The 19,631-nt window shown below is 65.7% G+C and carries 25 protein-coding genes; 18 read left to right on the top strand and 7 right to left on the bottom strand.

All coding sequences use genetic code 11. The annotated features are described in order from the left end of the window. The first annotated feature begins 98 nt into the window (after positions 1 to 98). A complete protein-coding gene (locus JYA52_RS22965) occupies positions 99 to 1,955 on the top strand; it encodes an NlpC/P60 family protein (RefSeq protein WP_205654006.1) in 1,857 nt (618 codons plus the stop codon). 174 nt (positions 1,956 to 2,129) lie between these two features. Here JYA52_RS22965 and yidC read toward each other — a convergent pair whose 3' ends face one another. Continuing rightward, on the bottom strand, positions 2,130 to 3,098 hold the full coding sequence (yidC, locus tag JYA52_RS15215) for a membrane protein insertase YidC (RefSeq protein WP_205654005.1): 969 nt from the start codon (positions 3,096 to 3,098) through the stop codon (positions 2,130 to 2,132). Between the two features lie 206 nt (positions 3,099 to 3,304). On the opposite strand from yidC, the gene JYA52_RS15210 reads away from it, so the two are divergent. Then, positions 3,305 to 3,769: a DUF6278 family protein gene (locus tag JYA52_RS15210; protein WP_205654004.1), complete on the top strand. Its 465-nt coding sequence runs from the start codon at positions 3,305 to 3,307 to the stop codon at positions 3,767 to 3,769. Between the two features lie 17 nt (positions 3,770 to 3,786). Here JYA52_RS15210 and JYA52_RS15205 read toward each other — a convergent pair whose 3' ends face one another. Both JYA52_RS15205 and JYA52_RS15200 read right to left on the bottom strand, forming a co-directional pair. Continuing rightward, positions 3,787 to 4,533 (bottom strand): cation diffusion facilitator family transporter, encoded by a 747-nt coding sequence (locus JYA52_RS15205; RefSeq protein ID WP_205654101.1) that lies wholly within the window; start codon positions 4,531 to 4,533, stop codon positions 3,787 to 3,789. Positions 4,534 to 4,610: 77 nt separating this feature from the next. Beyond that, on the bottom strand, positions 4,611 to 4,865 hold the full coding sequence (locus JYA52_RS15200; RefSeq protein WP_205654003.1) for a hypothetical protein: 255 nt from the start codon (positions 4,863 to 4,865) through the stop codon (positions 4,611 to 4,613). 25 nt (positions 4,866 to 4,890) lie between these two features. Between JYA52_RS15200 and JYA52_RS15195 the strand changes: the two genes are divergently transcribed. The 4 genes from JYA52_RS15195 to JYA52_RS15180 all read left to right on the top strand — a co-directional run bounded on the left by JYA52_RS15195 (position 4,891) and on the right by JYA52_RS15180 (position 6,926). Beyond that, a complete protein-coding gene (locus JYA52_RS15195) occupies positions 4,891 to 5,328 on the top strand; it encodes a helix-turn-helix transcriptional regulator (protein ID WP_205654002.1) in 438 nt (145 codons plus the stop codon). Positions 5,329 to 5,338: 10 nt separating this feature from the next. Further along, positions 5,339 to 5,740, top strand: coding sequence for a VOC family protein (locus tag JYA52_RS15190; protein ID WP_205654001.1), 402 nt, complete (start codon positions 5,339 to 5,341; stop codon positions 5,738 to 5,740). A gap of 104 nt (positions 5,741 to 5,844) precedes the next feature. Beyond that, positions 5,845 to 6,309, top strand: a complete 465-nt coding sequence (locus JYA52_RS15185; RefSeq protein WP_205654000.1) for an iron chaperone — start codon at positions 5,845 to 5,847, stop codon at positions 6,307 to 6,309. A gap of 143 nt (positions 6,310 to 6,452) precedes the next feature. Next, on the top strand, positions 6,453 to 6,926 hold the full coding sequence (locus tag JYA52_RS15180) for an SRPBCC family protein (protein ID WP_205653999.1): 474 nt from the start codon (positions 6,453 to 6,455) through the stop codon (positions 6,924 to 6,926). Between the two features lie 91 nt (positions 6,927 to 7,017). Here the strand turns inward: JYA52_RS15180 and JYA52_RS15175 are convergent, their stop codons facing one another. Next, positions 7,018 to 7,470 carry a DUF5956 family protein gene (locus JYA52_RS15175; protein ID WP_240460371.1) on the bottom strand — a complete coding sequence of 151 codons (453 nt, stop codon included), beginning with the start codon at positions 7,468 to 7,470 and terminating at the stop codon, positions 7,018 to 7,020. A gap of 102 nt (positions 7,471 to 7,572) precedes the next feature. Here JYA52_RS15175 and JYA52_RS15170 point away from each other — a divergent pair, with 102 nt between their 5' ends. Then, positions 7,573 to 8,550, top strand: coding sequence for a dienelactone hydrolase family protein (locus JYA52_RS15170; protein ID WP_205653997.1), 978 nt, complete (start codon positions 7,573 to 7,575; stop codon positions 8,548 to 8,550). A gap of 41 nt (positions 8,551 to 8,591) precedes the next feature. Here the strand turns inward: JYA52_RS15170 and rlmC are convergent, their stop codons facing one another. Both rlmC and JYA52_RS15160 read right to left on the bottom strand, forming a co-directional pair. Next, the gene (rlmC, locus tag JYA52_RS15165; RefSeq protein ID WP_205653996.1) at positions 8,592 to 9,716 is read right to left on the bottom strand and encodes a 23S rRNA (uracil(747)-C(5))-methyltransferase RlmC; all 1,125 of its coding nucleotides are present in this window, start codon (positions 9,714 to 9,716) and stop codon (positions 8,592 to 8,594) included. 81 nt (positions 9,717 to 9,797) lie between these two features. Then, complete coding sequence (locus tag JYA52_RS15160; protein WP_205653995.1) at positions 9,798 to 10,688, bottom strand: ribonuclease Z; 891 nt, start codon at positions 10,686 to 10,688, stop codon at positions 9,798 to 9,800. 127 nt (positions 10,689 to 10,815) lie between these two features. Here JYA52_RS15160 and JYA52_RS15155 point away from each other — a divergent pair, with 127 nt between their 5' ends. From JYA52_RS15155 to JYA52_RS15150, 3 genes are all read left to right on the top strand, one after another. Further along, positions 10,816 to 12,033 carry a pyridoxal phosphate-dependent aminotransferase gene (locus tag JYA52_RS15155; protein ID WP_205653994.1) on the top strand — a complete coding sequence of 406 codons (1,218 nt, stop codon included), beginning with the start codon at positions 10,816 to 10,818 and terminating at the stop codon, positions 12,031 to 12,033. A 321-nt stretch (positions 12,034 to 12,354) separates the two neighbouring features. Continuing rightward, complete coding sequence (locus tag JYA52_RS22830) at positions 12,355 to 12,486, top strand: hypothetical protein (protein WP_276208587.1); 132 nt, start codon at positions 12,355 to 12,357, stop codon at positions 12,484 to 12,486. 4 nt (positions 12,487 to 12,490) lie between these two features. Beyond that, a complete protein-coding gene (locus tag JYA52_RS15150) occupies positions 12,491 to 13,153 on the top strand; it encodes a DNA alkylation repair protein (protein ID WP_205653993.1) in 663 nt (220 codons plus the stop codon). A gap of 4 nt (positions 13,154 to 13,157) precedes the next feature. Here JYA52_RS15150 and JYA52_RS15145 read toward each other — a convergent pair whose 3' ends face one another. After that, entirely contained in the window at positions 13,158 to 14,555 is a 1,398-nt protein-coding gene (locus JYA52_RS15145) for an ammonium transporter (RefSeq protein WP_240460409.1), read from the bottom strand. A 358-nt stretch (positions 14,556 to 14,913) separates the two neighbouring features. Here JYA52_RS15145 and JYA52_RS15140 point away from each other — a divergent pair, with 358 nt between their 5' ends. From JYA52_RS15140 to JYA52_RS15105, 8 genes are all read left to right on the top strand, one after another. Beyond that, positions 14,914 to 15,207: a hypothetical protein gene (locus JYA52_RS15140; protein WP_205654118.1), complete on the top strand. Its 294-nt coding sequence runs from the start codon at positions 14,914 to 14,916 to the stop codon at positions 15,205 to 15,207. Positions 15,208 to 15,215: 8 nt separating this feature from the next. After that, positions 15,216 to 15,662 (top strand): DUF1810 domain-containing protein, encoded by a 447-nt coding sequence (locus tag JYA52_RS15135; protein ID WP_205653991.1) that lies wholly within the window; start codon positions 15,216 to 15,218, stop codon positions 15,660 to 15,662. Positions 15,663 to 15,974: 312 nt separating this feature from the next. Next, complete coding sequence (locus JYA52_RS15130) at positions 15,975 to 16,151, top strand: CsbD family protein (protein ID WP_205653990.1); 177 nt, start codon at positions 15,975 to 15,977, stop codon at positions 16,149 to 16,151. A gap of 129 nt (positions 16,152 to 16,280) precedes the next feature. Continuing rightward, on the top strand, positions 16,281 to 16,802 hold the full coding sequence (locus JYA52_RS15125) for an NUDIX domain-containing protein (protein WP_240460370.1): 522 nt from the start codon (positions 16,281 to 16,283) through the stop codon (positions 16,800 to 16,802). After that, positions 16,799 to 17,152 (top strand): TraR/DksA family transcriptional regulator, encoded by a 354-nt coding sequence (locus JYA52_RS15120; RefSeq protein WP_205653988.1) that lies wholly within the window; start codon positions 16,799 to 16,801, stop codon positions 17,150 to 17,152. The genes JYA52_RS15125 and JYA52_RS15120 overlap by 4 nt, the downstream gene beginning before the upstream one ends. Positions 17,153 to 17,235: 83 nt before the next feature. Continuing rightward, on the top strand, positions 17,236 to 17,424 hold the full coding sequence (locus JYA52_RS15115) for a DUF1918 domain-containing protein (protein ID WP_104141222.1): 189 nt from the start codon (positions 17,236 to 17,238) through the stop codon (positions 17,422 to 17,424). A gap of 8 nt (positions 17,425 to 17,432) precedes the next feature. Further along, complete coding sequence (locus JYA52_RS15110) at positions 17,433 to 17,897, top strand: LpqB family beta-propeller domain-containing protein (protein ID WP_205653987.1); 465 nt, start codon at positions 17,433 to 17,435, stop codon at positions 17,895 to 17,897. Between the two features lie 4 nt (positions 17,898 to 17,901). Beyond that, positions 17,902 to 19,623: a DUF5671 domain-containing protein gene (locus tag JYA52_RS15105; RefSeq protein WP_205653986.1), complete on the top strand. Its 1,722-nt coding sequence runs from the start codon at positions 17,902 to 17,904 to the stop codon at positions 19,621 to 19,623. The last annotated feature ends 8 nt before the right edge of the window (positions 19,624 to 19,631 follow it).

The raw sequence follows: 19,631 nt of genomic DNA, 5'->3' as shown, positions 1-19,631 counted from the left end.
GTCTGGGTCGCGTTTTAGGTCTTTTCATCACATTGGCCATCATGTTGGGGGTCATCGGGCTTCCCAGCGCGACAGCCGCTGCGACTCTGACCGCCCCTGTGCCTTCGGTTACTGGCACAGCCAAGCTCGGCTCCCGGCTCACAGCTGTCCCAGGCACATGGGGTCCGGCGCCAGTGGCGCTGCGGTACCAGTGGCTGCGTTCGGGCCTGGCCATCCCGGGGGCAACAGGCGCCAGCTACGTCGGATCGCCCGCAGACCGGGGCAAAGTGCTCTCCGTACGCGTTGCCGGCTCGAAGACGGGCTACGTCAGTGTGGCCCGGACGAGCAGGGCCACCGCGGTGGTTGCGGCCGGGACATTAACCGCCCCGGTTCCCACCGTTGCCGGCGCAGCTAAAGTCGGCTCCCGGCTCACGGCTGCCCCTGGCGGGTGGGGTCCTGCACCGGTGACTCTTCGGTTCCAGTGGCTGCGCGCCGGTGTCGCGATTTCGGGGGCAACTGGTGCCAGCTATGTACAAACGGCCACAGACAACGGCAAGGTGCTCTCCGTTCGGGTTACCGGGTCAAAGACCGGATATGGAACGGTCGCCCGCATGAGCAAGGCAACCGGACTCGTCGCCTCGGGGACATTAACCGGCCCTGCACCCACCGTCACCGGCACCGCCAGGGAAGGTTTCCGGCTGACGGCCAATCCCGGCACGTGGGGCCCGGCACCAGTGACCCTGAACTACCAGTGGCTCCGTGCCGGCGCGCCAATCAGCGGCGCGACGGGCCCGGCGTACATGCTCGCTGCGGCCGACGCCGGCAAATCCATCAGCGTCAGGGTCACCGGAAGCAAGACCGGTTATGCCGCCCTCATCAAGACCAGCACAGCGGTTGCCACATCGACAGACACTCTCGGGCCCGGTGCCGTCTTGCGTGCCGGCAGCTCCCTGCTCTCCACCGACGGCAGGTTCCGGCTCATCATGCAGGGCGACGGCAACCTCGTCGCGTACGGTCCCACCGGCGCAGTGTGGTCCACCGGCACCAGCGGGGCAGGCAACTGGGCCGTCATGCAGAGCGACGGCAACCTGGTCGTGTATACGTCAGTCGGCAGGTCCCTGTGGGGGTCCGGAACGGACCAGCTCGGTGATTCCTCGCTAGTCATGCAAAGCGACGGAAACCTGGTGATCTACCATGCCGGATACCCCACCTGGGCGCGGCACGGCGGCGCGCTGTACTTCAAGCTGGCGCCCAACACCACTCTGACAGCAAACCAGTGGCGCCTTTCCGTGGACCGGCGGTTCCGGTTGATCATGCAGGGGGACGGGAACCTTGTCATGTACGGCCCCATCGGACCTCTGTGGGCGACCGCAACAACCGGAACCGGTAACTGGGCCATCATGCAAAGCGACGGCAACCTTGTCGTCTACACAGCCGCCAACAAGCCGATCTGGGACAGCCGCACCGCCGGGCTGCCGGGCGGAGAACTCCACGTCCAAACCGACGGCAACCTGGTCATCTACCAGAACGGCAAGGCCGTTTGGACGCGTTCGGACGGCGCCGGCACCGGAACAGCTCCGCCGCCCTCGGGCGGTGTGGCCACATCCATCTCCGTCGCCCGCAGCAAAATCTCAGGCGGACGCTACGTCTGGGGCGGCACGGGCCCCACCGGCTTTGACTGCTCAGGGCTCGTCCAGTTCTCCTTCGCGGCCGGTGGCATTTCGGTACCGCGGACAGCCACCCAGCAGTACTCAGGCACTTCCAACAACAGGATCCCCCTCGCCCAGGCCCAGCCCGGCGACCTGGTGTTCTTCGGCAGCCTAGGCAACTTCTGGCATGTCGGCATCTACACCGGCAACGGCAAGATGATCAACGCGCTGAACCCCGCCGTCGGCATCATTGAATTGCCGATCAACCAGCTGCTTGATACCAGCGGTCGACCAGTGAGCCCTTACGCCTACGTCGCTAGGTACTGAGGGCTGCGAGTCACCAGGACATCGCTTCCCGCGGCTGAGCCAGGTGAGTTTCATGCCCAAATCGGCGCCCGCCGCCCTAAATTCCTCGATCGTCTGCACCATGTGGCCGAGACCTACGGAAGTGCAGTGCTTTCCCGGGTCTGGCCACGTGCTCGGCATTTTCGACAAGCCTTACTACCTCTTCTTTTTCCTGTTCTTGCGTTGCGGCTGGACGCGCTGGCTATGGGCGTGCGCCACCGCAGCGGCAGCCGCCGCGTCGGCGTCGGCTTTTTTACTTCCCTGGGGGAGGGGTGGGAGGCCTTTGGCTGCGCGGCGCTCGGCGAGGGCCCTGGCGGCGGGGGATCCCGGCGTCGGCATACGGCGGATGACGAAGAACTGCTGACCCATGGTCCAAAGGTTCGTGGTGGTCCAGTAGATGAGGACGCCGATGGGGAAGTTGATGCCGCCCACACCGAAGACGATGGGAAGGAGGTAGAGCATCATTTTCTGCTGGCGCATGAACGGAGACGCCATGGCTTCCTCGGACATGTTTTTGGCCATGATCTGCTTCTGCGTGATGAACTGGGACGCCGTCATCGCCAGGATCATCACGATGGTCAGAATGGTGACCGCTGTCGGGTTGCCTTCCGGGTTGTGAAGCAGCGTGGCCGAGAGCGGGGCGCCGAAGATGGTGGAGTCGTCGAACTGGATCACCTGATCATGGCTCATCGCTCCGATGCCCTTGCCTTGGTCACGGGCGGTGCTGATGCCTGACAGCACTGTGAACAGGGCAAAGAAGAACGGCATCTGGATCAGCAGGGGGAGGCACGCGGAGAACGGGTTGGTGCCGTGCGTCTTGTACAGGGCCATCTGCTCCTGACCCATGGCCTGGCGGGACAGCGGGTCTTTCTTGCCTTTGTACTTGTCCTGCAGCTTCTTCAAATCCGGCTGCAGCAACTGCATGCCGCGCTGTGCCTTGATTTGCTTGACGAACACGGGAATCAGGGCGGCACGGATTACCAACACGAGCCCGATGATGGACAACGTCCAGGTCCAGCCGCTGGCCGGCGGCAGGCCGATGCCGCTCAGGCCCTCATGGAAGCCCACCATGATGATGGACACGAACCAGTTGAACGGAAACATGATCGTTTGAAACAGGTCCATGCAGTACCCCTGTTCGTCGGGCTCGGCCAGGATTGCCGCGCATACTCGTTGCCGCCCTCGGCTGCCGCCGTGGCCATGCCCCCAGAGTACGCCGCTCTGATGGCTGCGCCCCGGCAACGGCCAGGTGGTTCAGGCGGAAGGCCCCAAGCAGAGGATGACCACCAGGCGCTATTCGCCAGCCCATGCCGGGGGCGTAGGGTGGCGAAATGAGTAGCCCTGACGACTCCCCAGAACCGCTGCAACGGCTGCCGTCGGGGATCCCCTGGAGATACGCAGAGTACAAGCCGGTTGATTCGGAGGTCTCAGCGTCCCCGCCAACCAATGTCGGCGGATATGACGAACTCCTCAGATACTTCCGCGACAGAGGTCAAAAGCTGCCGCGAAGTGCAGAGAGCCTTGCCGCGATTGATCACGCCATCGACGGCGCCGGGGACAGGCATTTGCTGGCGAGGCTTGCCCGCCCCATCGGGATGTTCTACGGAGATGTCCTCACGCACACCATTCCCGGAGCCCACTGGGAGGTCGTCCAGGAGGGATATCCTCTGGTTCGGGTCTCCAAGACCGTTGCGGTCGACGTCGTTCGGGTCGCCATGAGGTGTCTTGCAGTCGCGGACCCCACACTCGCACAAAACTACGCGCACGTCCTCGAAATAGTCGGGCACCAGGCATAGAAGGGCTGCCGGCCCGGTCAGGGTTCCTGAAGCTGCTCGCCCTTGAGGGCGGGGGGCTGCGGTTCGGGCGTTTTTGCGCAGCCCTCACAGCAGCCGTCGTCGGCTTCGGTCGCGACGTCGGCAGCTGCGGCGAGCGGGACGGTGCAGCAGGCATCGCCGCGCCAGGCATTGATGCCCTCACGGACGGCGATCGCGGCAATGACCAAGGCGGCACCGGCGTCGGCCCACCACCACCCCATGGTGCCGTTGAGCACCAGACCAACCAGCAGGACCGCCGACAAGTAGGTGCACAGCAGCGTCTGCTTGGAATCCGCCACCGCGGTCTTGGAGCCAAGCTCCCGCCCCGCACGCCGCTGCAACCATGACAGGACCGGCATGACGGCAAGGCTCAGGGCAGCGATCACGATGCCCGGCGTCGAGTGCCGGGCTTCGCCGCCGCCGGTCAGCGACGTCACAGAGTCCACCGTGACAAACGCGGCGAGGGCGAAGAAAGAGATCGCGATGATCCGCAGGGTCAGGTGCTCGCGCCGTTTCGGATCCTTGGCGGAGAACTGCCAGGATAGGGCGACGGCGGACGCGACCTCGATCACCGAATCCAGGCCGAAACCGATTAGCGCGGAGGAGTCCGCCACGTTGCCGGCCCAGAGCGCGACGACGGCCTCGATGACGTTATAGGTGATCGTCATTGCCGCAAGCATCCGGATGCGCCGGCTCAGGACAGCGCGGCGCGCCAGGGACGGGACGGTTGGGGTGTCAGTGCTCATGCCAGGCATGTCTCAATTCTCCGCGCAGCGAGTGAGTTCATCGAGTCGGCAGTGAATCCCGGTGCTTTCCTCATTCATCAGATGAGGCCGTCAGCTTCGTTCTGGAACCTCTCGCCTGCCTTGAAGACGATAACGAGGACGCCGATGGCCGCCCCGACGAATATGGGCAGAGCGATAATTGCGTGGGTGACCGGCGTGAGGACCCGTGCTAGGTAGTAGAGCAGGGACACCCCTGGAGGGGGCCCCCATGCCGAGAACTCAACCAGGCTGAAGTGGGCATCGGGGATGTCGGGTCGGCTGAAAAGCCCAGGAACTTCTAAGGAAGTCCTCATGTGCATCTATAACTACAATGGCGGCATGACACCGCAGGAGTTGGCCAACCTTGCCCACCTACGCCGCGCCCGCGACCTGATCGACCGCGAATACGCCCGGCCTCTCGATGTGCCCACCATGGCCGCCGGTGCCCTGATGTCCCCGGCACACTTCTCCCGCCAGTTCAAGGCGGCCTACGGCGAGACGCCCTACAACTACCTCATGACGCGGCGGGTCGAACGCGCCATGGCGCTGCTGCGGGCCGGTGTCAGCGTGACGGATGCCTGCATGGAGGTCGGCTGTACGTCGCTGGGCTCGTTCAGTTCCAGGTTCACGGAGATCGTCGGGATGCCGCCCAGCGTGTACCGGGCCCGGGAGCACCACGCGGTGAAGGCTATGCCCTCGTGCATTGCCCGGCAGCACACGCGGCCCGCGCGCAAGCCGAGCAGGATTGAAGAAGCGCCCCCGCAACCGCTGCAATAGCGTGTGAGGCATGAACATTTCACTTCAGTACTCACACATCACTGTTAACGACCTCGACGAGTCGCTCGCGTTCTACCGGGACGTACTCGGCCTGGACGTGCGCAACGACGTCGGCTCGGACGGACATCGCTGGGTCACGCTCGGCAGCGCGGCCCAACCCGATCTGGAGCTCGTGCTGTCACTCCCGCACGCGGGCCGCTCCCAGGACGACGGCGACGCGCTCCAGCAGCTGCTCACCAAGGGCGTCCTGCACAACATCGTGTTCCGCACGGACGATCTCGACGCCACGTTCGAGGCGGTGCGGGCCGCCGGCGCGGAGGTCCTCCAGGAACCGATCGTCCAGCCCTGGGGCCCGCGCGACTGCGCCTTCCGTGACCCTTCCGGCAACATGGTCCGCTTCAACCAGGCCTGACCTTCAACCAGTCCTGACACAGAAACGACGCCGGGGATGTCGCCGCGGGTGCCACACGGTGGCCACGGCGACATCCATCGGTTCACACAGAAAAGGAACCTGCAATGAAGGACACGGAACGGTCGGCCGAGAGTGCCAGGACGTATGAGGGATTCACGGATGAGGAACGAGCCGCGATGAAGGAGCGCGGGCAGGAACTCAAGTCGGCCACGCGCCGCGGATCGCGTGGCGCCAAAGCGGACGGGGAAAGCGACGTGCTCGAGAAAATCGCCGAGATGCCGGAACCGGATCGCTCCATCGCCGAGCGGCTTCACGCTCTCATCAAGGCCACAGCGCCGGAACTCTCGCCCAAAACCTGGTACGGGATGCCCGCCTACGCCAAGGACGGCAAGGTCGTCTGTTTCTTCCAGAGCTCGCACAAGTTCAAGACACGGTACTCAACGCTCGGCTTCAACGACTCGGCCAACCTCGACGACGGCACGATGTGGCCTACCGCCTTCGCCCTGAAGACGCTGACCGCCGCCGATGAGGCAACGATCAGCGCGCTCGTGAAGCAGGCCGTCAGCTGAGGACTGGGCACGCCCCAGGAAGGTCTGGACACAGGTAGCCAGCGGATTTACGGTTCAGGGGTGGAGGGTTGCCTTCCACCAGAACGGTGCCCTCCTCCGGTCCGCTATCACGGGCCGTCCCTCGCTGACAGGAGGAAGAGAAGATGCAAAAGGTTGAGGAGACCGTCGACGTCGCCGTTCCGGTCCGTACGGCCTATAACCAGTGGACACAGTTCGAATCCTTTCCGCAGTTCATGTCCGGTGTGGAATCCGTAACCCAGCTGACCGACACCACCAACCACTGGATTACCAAGGTGGGTGGCGTGCAGCGGGAATTCGATACGGAAATAGTCGACCAGGAGCCTGACGACCGCATCGCGTGGCGCAGCACCGACGGCAAGTCCCATGCCGGCATCATCAGGTTCACGCCGCTGGATGCCAATCACACCAAGGTCAAGGTCCATTTCGAATGGGCGCCGGAAACCTTCACCGAGAAAGCAGGTGCAGCCCTGAAGATCGACGAGATGCAGGTCAAAGCCGACATGCGGAAATTCAAGGACTTCATCGAATCGCGCGGTACCGAAACCGGCGCCTGGCGTGGGGAAGTCGAGGACACGGGCCCGACCGGGCAGATCTAGGAGCCATTACCGGACCATCTGAGGAGGATGCCACCACACCGCCCGCGGATCATGCCAGCTGCACCGAAGACTGAAGCGGTCGATCCGCCCTTCAGCCTTGGTACATCCGCGCCAGCGCATCCCTTGCCGGCGACTTCAGTTTCGACGGGTCCATCGCCTCATGCGGCAGGGACGCCGCCGTGGCCGACCAGACGGCAGCCCAAAACGCGTCGTCTCCCGGGCCGGTATTCTGGGGACGACGGATGAACCAGTCATAGCCGCGGGGCCTGGGCGGAAGTCCGGCATCGTCCAGGTAGGCATCGATGTCGTCGTCAATTGACTCCAGCTCGGCGTCGCTGAGCATCGACGGCTCACGGTGCTCGCTACCGTCGGGGTAATGAGTGACTACGACAGTGTGCCGGTCCCTGGGCGCGGCGGGCACGCGCACGACATTGCCTGGTCCTGCGGCCCAGACGACCAGTGCGCCCCAGCCGTTCTCCGTGGCGGGGATCCATCCAGCCGGCGCTTCGGAGAGCTCCTCGCACTCCCACGGGTTGTTGCTCATGCCTGACATTCTCCACCACGCGGCGTCGTCGGGCCCGCACTCCGCCCCCTTGCCGGGTTAATAACTTCAGAGGAGGATACCCTCACACCGAAGGAGGCCCTCATGACGCAGCTGGGTAAATTTGAGAAGTACCTGATCGAGGAATTTTTCGACGATTACCGCGCCGGCGCCATGAGCCGACGCACATTTACGCGTCGCGTGGCCTTCATTACTGGCAGCATGGGCGCAGCCGCGGCCGCGATGCTGCTGGTGGGCTGCACACCAAGTGAAGTTCCGCGCAGCACCGACCCCATGCCCACCCCCGACCCCACCACAACATCCCCGGGCACGGGAACCGCTTCCGCAGGCGCAGTGCCAGGAGCCAAGAGCCCCCTGTCCGTTCCTGAAGGTGCGGCGGGCATGGTGACGGCGACCGTCCAGGTACCTGCAGGCGGAACCAACATCAGCGGTTACCTTGCCCGGCCAGAGGGGAACCGGCCGGGACCTGCAGTGCTCGTCTGCCATGAGAACCGCGGGCTGACTCCGCATATCCAGGACGTGGCGCGCCGCTTCGCCAAGGAAGGGTACGCCGCGCTCGCGTTGGACTTGCTCAGCAGAGAGGGCGGCACCGCCAGTCTCGACCGGGACGCCGTACCCGGTGCACTGACCAAGGCCGGAGCCCAACGCCACGTCTCCGACTTCAAGGCCGGATTCGACTACCTGAACTCACAGGACTACGTCGACGCAGGCCGCATCGCCATGACCGGCTACTGCTTCGGCGGCGGCATCACCTGGCAGGCGGCGACGGAGCTGACCGGCCTCAAGGCAACCTCCGCGTTTTATGGACCCGCGCCGGATCTGGAGAAGGTTCCGACCATCAAGCCGGCGGTCTTGGGCGTCTATGCGGAACTCGACGACCGGATCACCGGCGCCATGCCGGCATTCCGGGACGCCCTGGACGCGACCGATGTGCGCCACGAGATCAAGGTCTATCCCGGCGTCGACCACGCGTTCCACAACGACACCGGAGAGCGTTACAACGAGGCACAGGCGACCGCCGCGTGGAACGACACTCTGGCGTGGTTCAAAAGGTACGTCTGAGGCGCCGTGCTGGAGGGTGAAGGGGCCCGCCGCCGCTCCGCCTAGGACCTCTCAAGCAGCACCATGGCTTCGTAGTGGGAGGTTTGGGGGAACATGTCCAGCAGCCGCACGCGCCGCGCCGTGAACGACGGCATGGCTGCGAGATCGCGGGCCAGCGATTTGGCATTGCAGCTCGAGTACACGACGTGCTGCACCGTTGAGGATTCCAGCCAGCCGCACATGTCGTTGCCGATGCCGCGCCTCGGAGGATTGACGATTACGAGCTCCGGCTCAGGGCGGGTGGCAACGGCGAAGGCTGTCGCATCGCCGGACCGGAAACGAACCCTCTGCAGGCCCGCGTCCCCGCTGCTCAATTCTGCGCTCGCGATGGCTTCCCGGCTGGTCTCGACGCCGACGACGTCCCGGGACGGGTCGGCGCAGTGCAGGGCAAATCCGCCAACGCCGCAGTACAGGTCCCAGACGGAAGCCGGCGCGACTTCACTGACCCATTCGCTTCCTTGGCGGTAGAGGGCAGCCGCCATCTCGGTATTGGTCTGGAAGAAGCTCTGCGGCCTCAGATGGAGGTCGAGGTCATTGACGCGCATCCGCAGGGTTGACTGCGCAGTGAGCACCACCTCCCGATCCCCTTCCAGCACAGCCTTGTGCTCTGGGTGCAGGTTGACGGACACCACCTTGAGCTGCGGCAATGCCTCAAGCAAGGAGGGCAGATGACGGCGGATGCGGCCGATCAGGTTTTCCGACCGCAGGACCAGGCGCAGCATCAGTTCGCCGTCCGGGGATTCGGTGACGATCAGGTGCTTGAGCTCTCCGATGCGCCGCGGCACGTCATAAGGCGTGAGGCGGGCCTGGCTGATGAACGCAGCGAAGGCCGGGAGACAGGCCTGCAGACCCGGCGAGCACACGCCGCATTCGCGCAGGTCCACGCCCCGCCCCTCGGCGTCGAGAATCCCGAGGGTAGGATTCCGCACCGAGCCCCCCACGACCATCTTGGCCTTGTTGCGGAAACCGGCCTCGCGGCTTCCCACCGGTGGAAGCCACTGCAGCGAGCTGTGGGCGGCGAGGAGGGTTCGGCAGTGCAGCTCTTTGGCTGCTAATTGTTCGGCGTATGGCTGGCCCATGTGTGTGCAGGAAAGGCAACGGGCGGCATTAAAGTAGGAACATTGCATGACGTTTCAATTCTACTTTTCCCGACAGACTGCCTTGGCACAGCGCCGCACTGCAGGAGAGGGCATGACCCGTCGCCTAGGTCAGGACGACGACCGCCGCTTGGGGAAGGTGATCCTGTCGAGATCATTCGCTGCGATAACCGTCGCGCCGTCGGCGAGTGCCCTGGCCTGCTCGGCAAGCAGGCCGGTGTCCCCATAACGGGACGAGAAGTGGGTGAGGACCAGCGTGTCAACGCCGCCGGTCCTCGCCAGGCTGCCGGCCTGGCCCGCCGTGAGGTGGGCAAATTGCGCGGCCAAGGCGGCGTCCTCATCGCTGAACGTGGACTCGGCCACGAGCAGGTCTGCGCCGTCGGCCAGCGCTTCGGCGCCCTCGCAAGGAGCGGTGTCCATGACAAAGGCAAAGCGCTGACCGCGCCGCGGTATGCTCACGTCCTCAAGCCGCACGCCGCGGAGTATCCCCTCGCGTTGCAGCTGCCCGATGTCCGGGCCGGTGATGTCCGCCGCCTTCAGCCTCTCGGGAAGAATGCTTCGGCCGGCAGGTTCGGTGAGCCGGTAGCCGTAGGTTTCAACGCGGTGGCGCAGTGGCTGCACCTCCAGGTATGGTGCGACCTGCCCGGCTTCGGCGTGGGGCTGCAGCCGAAGATCTAGGCCGGGGGAGGCGACGGACACCAGCGCACGGACGATGTCCTCGCCGGACGCGGGGTAGTGCAGATGAACAGGGTGGGTGACTCTGTCCAGCACCATGCGTGACAGCACGCCGGGCAGCCCGTAGCAGTGATCGCCGTGGATGTGAGTGAGGCAGATGCGCGTGATTTGGGAGGCCGAGACTCCGGCATGGATCATTTGCCGCTGCGTACCCTCTCCTGGGTCGAAGAGCAGTCCCTCGCCGTCCCAGCGCAACAGGTAGCCATTGTGATTGCGGGTGCGCGTTGGCACCTGGGAGGCTGTGCCCAGTACAACCAGTTCACGCATGGAACAGAGTCTCTCACTGGTTCTCGGGGCAGGGCTACCCGTTCCTCGCTCAGGCCGACCTAAGATCCTCCAGCTCCCGCAACGGGTCAATCAGCGCCACACCCGGCGGTTTATGAAAAGATCAACCATGCGTCCGATGCAGCTTTCCAGCAAACTTCAGAACGTCCGCTATGAACTGCGGGGGCCCCTGCTTCAAACGGCGAAGCAAATGGAAGCCGAGGGACACCGGATTCTCAAAATGAACCTGGGGGACACCGCAGAATTCGGACTGGAAGCGCCCGAATCCGTGGTGGTGGACATGATCCATCATTTGCGGGGAGCCCAGGGATACAGCGACTCCAAGGGAATCTTCTCGGCGCGCACGGCTATTTCCCAGTACTACCAGACCAGGGGCCTCCTGCAGATCGGCGTCGAGGACATCTTCATCGGCAACGGAGTCAGTGAGCTCATTTCCATGAGCCTCCAGGCGTTCATGGAAAACGGAGATGAAGTCCTCATCCCTGCTCCCGACTACCCTCTGTGGACCGCGGCTGTGGCACTCACAGGCGGCAAACCGGTGCACTACCTGTGCGACGAGGCGGAGAACTGGTGGCCGGACATGGCCGACGTCGAGTCAAAGATCACCCAACGCACAAAAGCGATCGTCATCATCAACCCCAACAACCCCACCGGGGCCGTCTACCCCCGGCATGTCCTGGAGCAGTTCGCCGCCCTTGCCCGCAAGCACAACCTCGTGCTGTTCTCCGACGAGATCTACGAGAAAATCCGCTACGAGGACGCCGAGCACATCCACACAGCCTCCGTAGCAGAGGACGTCTGCTGCCTGACCTTCAGCGGACTTTCCAAGGCATACCGCATGCCGGGCTACCGCGCCGGCTGGGTGGCCGTCACCGGTCCGCATGCAGCGACGCTGGCGTACCGCGAAGGGCTCGAGCTGCTCGCTTCCCTCCGCCTGTGCCCCAATGTCCCGGCCCAGCACGCGATCCAAACCTGTCTGGGAGGCTACCAGAGCATTGATGCCCTGATCCGGCCCGGGGGGAGGCTGCGTGAACAGCGCGACCGTGCGCTCAAACTCCTGACAGCTATTCCGGGGGTCACCTGCGTGCCCGCCGCGGGAGCCATGTACCTGTTTCCGCGGCTCGACCCTGAGCTGTACCCGGTGAAGAACGACGAGCAGTTCGTCCTTGATCTGCTGCGGGACCAAAAGATCCTGGTGTCCCACGGGACGGCGTTCAACTGGCCCCAGCCGGATCATTTCCGCTTCGTCATCCTGCCGTCCGTCGAGGACATCGAAGAAGCAGTGCGCAGGATCTCAACATTCCTGGCCGCGTACCGGAACAGCTAACGGGCGCTCCGTGGTCAACCGACCGGATGCCCGTGGTCGCAGGTTGTTTCGCCCGGCCGGACTTCATGCCCCTGGATGCACGTCACCGAGGGCGGCGGCGGAGTATCGTGCGCGAGAAAGAACAAACTGCTGCTGCCGTGGCTGAACTGGCTCTCTTCCCGCTGCAGCCACGAGAAGGCTTTCCGCCGGGGTTGTTTAGGCGTTTCTGAGTTCCCACGGTGTGGATGCAGGAACGGAATCTTGACCATGGCCACCTCGACCTTCCAACCTTGCGTCGCTGCTACCGCGCAGTGACCGAGCGCTCAGTGATAGAACGGTGCAATGAGTATAGGCGCGGGCATCGGGTTGCAGAAGTGCCCGCTCAAAATGCAGGCAAAGGCCGACGGCGGCACCGCCGGCGCGTTCGCCGTCCGTCTTGCGCGGGGAGACACGGAACCGGACGGCGCAGGATAAACGGATGAGTGCGGCTGGCGAGTTCATCGACCGCGCCCTTCAGCGGGAAGGGGCCTGGTACCGGGCCGACGAGATGCGCCGCGAGCATGGCGGGGGTGTCGGCGTTCGGCTTCAGTACTACGGGTCCTCGGTAGGTGCGGTGCGCGGCGCAGTCCGTGATGCACTCCGCCGTCACCCCGACCTGGCGCACGATGACATCACCGCGCTGAGTTCCGAACTGTGGGCTGAGCCGGTTTTCGAGCGCCGCCTCGCAGCCGCGGTTCTCCTGCAGTCCAGGGTGCGGCTTCTCACGAACTCGGACCTGACGCGCATTGAAGGCTTTGTCAGGACAGCCCGGCTGCGCGCCCTGGTCGACCTCCTGGCCGTCGACGTCGTTGGGCCGCTGATGGAGGACCTCGACGCCCAGGGCAGGGGCCGTGCTGAGTCGGTGCTGGACCGATGGGCCCGTGAACCTGACGTGTGGCTGCGCCGGGCCGCCGTCCTGGCGCCGCTGCGTGCCCTGCGGCGTGGCGGCGGTGACTGGGACAGGTTCGCACTCCGGGCGGGGTCCATTCTCACGGACCCTGCAGCTCCGGGACCCGACGGCGCGGCAGCCCGTGAGGCCGTGGCGCAAGTCCTCGACGAAGTGGCGAAAAGCCGGCCCGAGCTGCGTCTGTCCCGCGAGTAGTCCGTTAGGCGCCGACCTTCTCGAGCTCTTCGGCGGCCGGGGCCGCCGCCTGAACGGCTTCCGCCTGAACGGCTTCCGGCTGGACGGGCGCAGACGGAACGGGCGCGGCGTGGGCCGCCGTCGCCTGGACGTGCTGGTGAAGCGGGTGGAAGTGGCTGTGGGCCAGCGACCCGAACTCGTAGGCGGTCTCGGCGTGCTCGGACACATCGACGCCCGCGACCTCGTCCTCGTGGCTGACGCGGAAGCCGATGGTCTTGTGGATCGCGATGCCGATGACCGCCGTCATCAGGCCGGAGAGCCCGAGGGTGATGAGGACCGCGACGGTCTGGGCAATGAGCTGCTGGACGCCGCCGCCGTAGAAGAGGCCGCCGCCCACGCCGTCGACCGGCAGGGCGATGAAACCCAGCGCCAGCGTTCCGACGAGCCCGGCGCCGAGGTGGACTCCGACGACGTCCAGGGAGTCGTCGAAGCCGAACTTGTACTTCAGTTCCACGAACATGGCGCACGAGAATCCGGCCACCAGCCCCAGGCCCACCGCGGCGAGGGGGCTGATGTCCGCGCAGGACGGGGTGATGGCAACCAGGCCGGCGACCGCGCCGGACGCGGCGCCGAGGGAGGTCGGGTGGCCGTGGCGGACCTTCTCGGTGACGAGCCAGCTGAGGAGTGCGGCGGCAGGGGCCACCAGGGTATTGATCCAGATCAGCCCTGCCTGCTCGGCGGTGGTGGCTGCACCGGCGTTGAAGCCGAACCAGCCGAACCAAAGGAGGCCCGCCCCGAGCATGATGAACGGGACGTTGTGCGGGCGGTGGCCGGGGTCCTTGCCGAATCCGTGGCGCTTGCCGACGATGAGAGCCAGGACCAGGGCCGCGACGCCGGAGCTGACTTCGACCACTGTGCCGCCGGCGAAGTCGATGACCTGGCCGAACACCGCCGTGACCGCTCCGCCCTGGCTCATGAGTCCGCCGCCCCAGACCATAAAGGCGAGGGGGCAGTAGACCGCTGTGATCCACAGCGGAACGAAGATAGCCCAGGCCGTGAACTTTGCGCGGTCGGCGATGGCACCGCTGATGAGGGCAACGGTGAGCATGGCGAACGTGGCGCTGTAGCCGGCTTTGATGAGGTCGGTACCCGCAAGGTTGGTGAGCCCGAAGCTGGAGAAGGGATTGCCGAAGAGGCCCATGATGCCGTCGCCGCCACTCATCGAGTAACCCCAGAGGACCCAGACGACTCCGACGATGCCTGCCGAGACGAAGCTCATCATGATCATGTTGAGTGCTGCCTTCGCGCGCGTCATGCCCCCGTAGAACAGGCCCAGGGCAGGGGTCATGAGCAGCACGAGCGCCGTCGACAGCATTATCCAGACGTTTCCAGCAGTGAGTTCCACCAGCGGGTCCCTTCGCATCACCTTAGCCAACCGGGCTCCATTGATGCCCGCCGCTTTCCCCCTGGTCGATACTGGTCGACGTTTGTTTCAGGGCGTGGCTGGTCAAGTTACGTCAACGTTTCGGAAACGTGCCCTACGTAAAGCCCGCGTGACGCGTCTGTTTCGGGCATGTTAACGGGACCCCTCGGGTGTCCTCGTATTGGCATACGCTCGTCGTTTTGGCCCTTGGAAACAAAAGAGTTGAGGGATGGGCGCGGTGAGACCCGGCCAGGAGTTGCCGCATTACGGCTGCGTGAATGGATCATCACCGGAATCAGGGCCTACTGGGTGCCGTCCGGGGATTGACCACCGCTGCTGGGCGCGCCCACGATGGGGTATGACTGATTCCGCAGCCACCGGCGCTGACTATTTCGACGATGAGCCCGAACCGGGCACCGGTGCCGGCCCGGGCGGAACCCCCGGTTCCGGAACGGGCGCGCAGGTCCCGGAAGGTCAGCAGACGGTGGAACACATCGCCGACGAAATCCGTGACGATATCCGGCTCGGCCATGTGGTCGACGATGACGTCAACCATGTCCTGCAGGGGCGCTTGGACGGTGCCGGCATCGCCATGCGCCCGGAGGACGTGGACACCCTGGCCGAGGAGATCGAGCGGGACGCATCAACGTAGGAGCTGCAGTGGAGGACCCCTTTGACCTTGACCGCTTCGTGACGGCCCAAAACAGTGGCGGCACCTATGAACAGGCGCTCGCCGAACTGCAGACCGGCAGTAAACGAAGCCACTGGATGTGGTTCATCTTTCCCCAGATCGCAGGACTTGGGCAGAGCGCCACATCCAGGAAGTATGCGATCCGCTCCCTGGAGGAAGCAGCTGCCTACCTGCAACACCCCGTCCTCGGCCCGCGGCTGATCGAGTGCGCCGACACCGTCGGTGCGCTCAAGGACCAAACGGCAGAAGAAGTATTTGGCCGCATCGATGCCAGGAAGCTGCATTCATCCGTGACCCTGTTCCTCCGCGCGGCGCCGGGGGAGACGGCCTTCAAGCAGGTACTCAGCCGCTTCTTCGACGGAGAGCCTGACGCCGCTACGGACGAGCTGCTGAAGAAGCAGCGCGACAGCGACTGAAGGTGGGATCGGGCGGGTGGTTGCCGGGCCCGGCGCGTCAGGGGGGATAGAGCGCGCCGGGACCCGGCAGTCCCTCATCAACGGGTCGCGGCTCCCTTGTTCTTCAGGACACGGCCAGTCTCCCTGTTGCGTCTTGGGAAAAGCCCGGCCCCCGGACCTGAACTGGTGGTGGCGCCGGACCCCGCAAATAGGGGGTGTTCCCAAGGTTTTGCGGGGATGCCTCTTGTCCTTCACCGGGCTGTCCGGCGGTCCTACACTTGAAGCACGAGCCTGCCCGCAGCCAGCGGGCTACGCGGACGGAAGGACAGTGTCATGGGTCTGGACGACAAGATTGATCACGCAGCCGAGAAGCTGGGTGGCAAGGCCAAGGAAGGCGCCGGCAAGGCCAGGGACGATGAAGGCCTGGAAGCCGAGGGCAAGGCCGATCAGGCCAAGGCTGACCTCAAGCAGGCCGGTGAAAAGGTCAAGGATGCCTTCAAGCACGACTGACCTGGCTTGACCCGAAGCCCCGCCTGCCGCTGCAGGCGGGGCTTCCCGCCGCAATCGGGCACATGCGTCTCGGACATCAGGAGTAGCCGGAGGCTCATCAAGCATCTTCCCATGGGGCAGACTGGGACGATGGAGAAAATCGTGCCTGCCCCGCCCGGAGATCCTCGCCGCCCGCTTGGTCCTCGCGACCCGGGCGACGCCTGGGTGGAGGGCGACCGCGGAAGGTTCTGGGGGCGCTTTGGATCCGCCGGGCTCCTGGCCCATGACCCCGGGAAAGGCATCCTGCTGCAGCACCGCGCCCTCTGGAGCGATCACGGCGGAACCTGGGGGCTGCCCGGCGGTGCGCTCCACCAAGGCGAGGATCCCGTCACCGGCGCGCTGCGCGAAGCCTTTGAGGAAGCCGCTGTCCCGGAGGGAAACGTCAGGGTCCTGTTTACTTCCGTTTTCGACGTCGGCTACTGGTCCTACACCACGGTCGCCGTCCGGGTCGTGGAGCCTTTCGAGCCGGCCATCACCGACCCGGAGAGCATTGAACTGAGATGGATCCCGCTGGGGAACGTGGCACGCCTCAACCTGCACCCGGCCTTCGCGGCGGCCTGGCCCGCGCTCAGCGGCAAACTGCTCGACCACGAACGGGCCGGGGCCTCATGATTGACAGCGGGCGGTTCCGGATCCTCCTGGAGGAGGAACGGGCCAGGAAACTCGCCCTGCTGCCCGCGCTCAGTGCAGACATCGCCTCGGCCAACGCGGCCCGGCAGAACTCAAACGTGGACGATGAACACGATCCCGAAGGCGCCACGATCGCCTTCGAACTGTCCCAGGCATCGGCACTGCTGGACCAGAGCAGGTCCGGACTTGCCCAGGTCGAGGCCGCCTTGGAGCGGATCGCCGCCGGCACGTACGGCTTGTGTGCGATATGCGGGGAACAGATCGCGGAGGGCAGGCTTGAAGCCCGGCCCTGGACGCCGTTTTGCATCCTGCACGCGAGAGGTAAAGCCTGAGGGGCGAGGTTGAAACATCGGGCCCGCAGGCTGTTCCGAAGCCGGGACGGAAACCGTACGCTAGGGGCTGGGAGGTGATTGCCATGCAGGCAAGCCAGGGAGACCGCATCATCATCCACGGCAGGACGGTGGAGTCGTCGGACCGTCACGGTGAGATTCTCGAAGTCCGCGGCCCCGACGGAACACCGCCGTACTTCGTCCGCTTTGACGACGGGCACGAGACAATTATGTATCCCGGCGGCGACTTCACCGTCGAGCGCCGCGCCACGTAGCGCGCGGGATGAGCGCACCCGCGGGGCGGCCCGACCGGATCCTGATTGTTATCCTGTCCGTCGTTGCCTGCCTCGTGCTGGCGGCGCTGGCTGCCGTCTTCTTCCGTGGCCAGCCGGAACCACTTGGCGAGGGCACGCCCGCGGGCGTTGTGCAGCGCTACGCTGCTGCGGTACTTGACGGCGACGAAACCACCGCGGCAGGCTACCTGGCAGACCGGTCCCGGCGGCAGTGCGGCCCGGCAGAGCGCCCTGCCAGGAGCGGATTGCGGGTCACGCTCGTGTCGACGACCGAACGCGCTGACTCCGCCGACGTGCGTGTGGCCATTACGGTCTCGAACGGTGCCGGTCCGTTCGGGAGCCAGGAGTATGAAACTGAGGACGTGTTCGACCTCGTCAAGGTCGGCGGGCGGTGGCTCGTGGAGACCGCACCGTGGCAGCTCACCATTTGTCCGGCCCCAGCCGTGAGGCCGTGAGCCCGTGAGTACCGTCCGGCCGGATACGGCCCCGCCACCGCACGCGGCGCTGACCACGGTCCGCCGCCTCATACTGTTCCTGCTCTTGTTTTCCCTCGTCCTGATCGGGACATCGGGGCTGAGCGGCCTGCTGGGGCGGCTGCTCTCCAGTGGAACCTCCCTCGCGGAGCGCGACGTCGGTGGCCTCGCCCGGTCGCTGGCCTTCGCTCTCGTCGGCGGCACGCTCGCGGCCATCCTCTGGTGGCTCGTGTGGCGCCGGCTGCGCGAGAACGGGGAACGGGCTGCGCTGTCCTGGGGACTCTACGTCTCCGGCGTCTACGTGGTCGCCCTCATTACCTTCACCACTGCACTTCTCGGGCTGGCGTCGTCGGCCATCGGCGGGGACTCACCGCAGTGGTATTCAGGAGCAGCCGCAGGCCTGGTGTGGGCCTTGGTGTGGGCGTGGCACCGGTGGATGTGGCTGCATCCGGCCAAAGGACCGAGCCGTCTGGCCGGCGTGCCCCTTGTGGTGGGCTCGGTGTTCGGGCTGCTGATAGGCGCAGGCGGGGCTGGCACGGCCTTGGGCAACCTCTTCGATGCCGGGCTTCAGGGAATCGCCGGCACGCCGTCCCTCGGTAACCCTTGGTGGGTTCCGGTGCTGCAGTCGCTCGTCTGGGCAGCCGGGGGAGCCGTGCTCTGGTGGTGGCACTGGATCCGTGGCCGCGGACTGCACCTCACAACGGGGCTGGCCAACGTGGCACTTGCCGTCGCCGGCGTCCTTGGGGGCTGTATCCTCGCCCTTTCCGGCGCGGTCGCGGCACTGTTCGTGCTGCTCCGGTTGGGCTTTGACCGGTCCAGTCCGCTCCCGCAGCTGTTGGAACCTCTTGGCCCCGCCGCTGCGGCGGCGGCGGTCGGCTGCGCGGTCTGGCGCTATCACGCCGCGCTCGCCGGGCGCCGCTCAGGGGCCATGCGCCAGGCATCGCGGCTGCTGGCGGCCGGCGCCGCGTTGGTCGCCGCGGCCTCAGGCATCGGCGTGGTGGTCAACGCGGCGCTCGGGCTGGCAGAAACCACGCTGGCGGGAACAGGCACCCGGACGCTGCTGTTGGGCGGCATCAGCGCCCTGGCAGTCGGTGGTCCAGTGTGGTGGCAGGTGTGGGGCCCGCTGCATCGGCGGGGCCGGCAACGGTCCGGGCAGCGGGGGCAGCGCATTTACCTGGTGGTGGTTTTCGGACTCAGTGCCGTGGTGGCCCTCATTGCGCTGCTCGTGGTCGGTTACCAGGCATTTGAACATCTCCTCGATGCCTCCGGCAGGGGCAGCCTGCTGGGGAGGGCGCGCGCCCCGCTGGGCCTGCTGACGGCCACGGGACTTGTCGCGGCCTATCACTACGGTGTCTGGCGGCGGGAACGGACGGTCCCGCCGCCGACGGAGCCCGTCCCGCCGTCTGGGGCTCCGGACCTCAAAGGTGGAATCGGCGAGGTCATTCTCGTGGCCGGCTCCGATCCTGTTCCGCTCCGCCGCGCAATACGGGAGGCCAGCGGCGCCGACGTTACGGTGTGGGAAAGGGCCGACGGCGGTGCTGCCGCCCCGGGAACCGGCACGGCGCCGGATCCGGGGGACCTGGTGCGGGCGCTGAACGGCGTGAGCTGCGAGCGCGTGCTGGTTGTCATCGGCCGGGACGGCCGGATTGACGTTATCCCTTTGGCGGACGGCGCCGCGAGCCTGGGCAGGCCACTCTCCGATCAGTAACTGCTACA

The organism is Arthrobacter pascens (assembly GCF_017052465.1).
GTDB classification, from domain to species: domain Bacteria; phylum Actinomycetota; class Actinomycetes; order Actinomycetales; family Micrococcaceae; genus Arthrobacter; species Arthrobacter pascens.
Note: the sequence above shows the minus strand (reverse complement) of the source record. Positions and strands in the feature narration are given on the sequence as shown.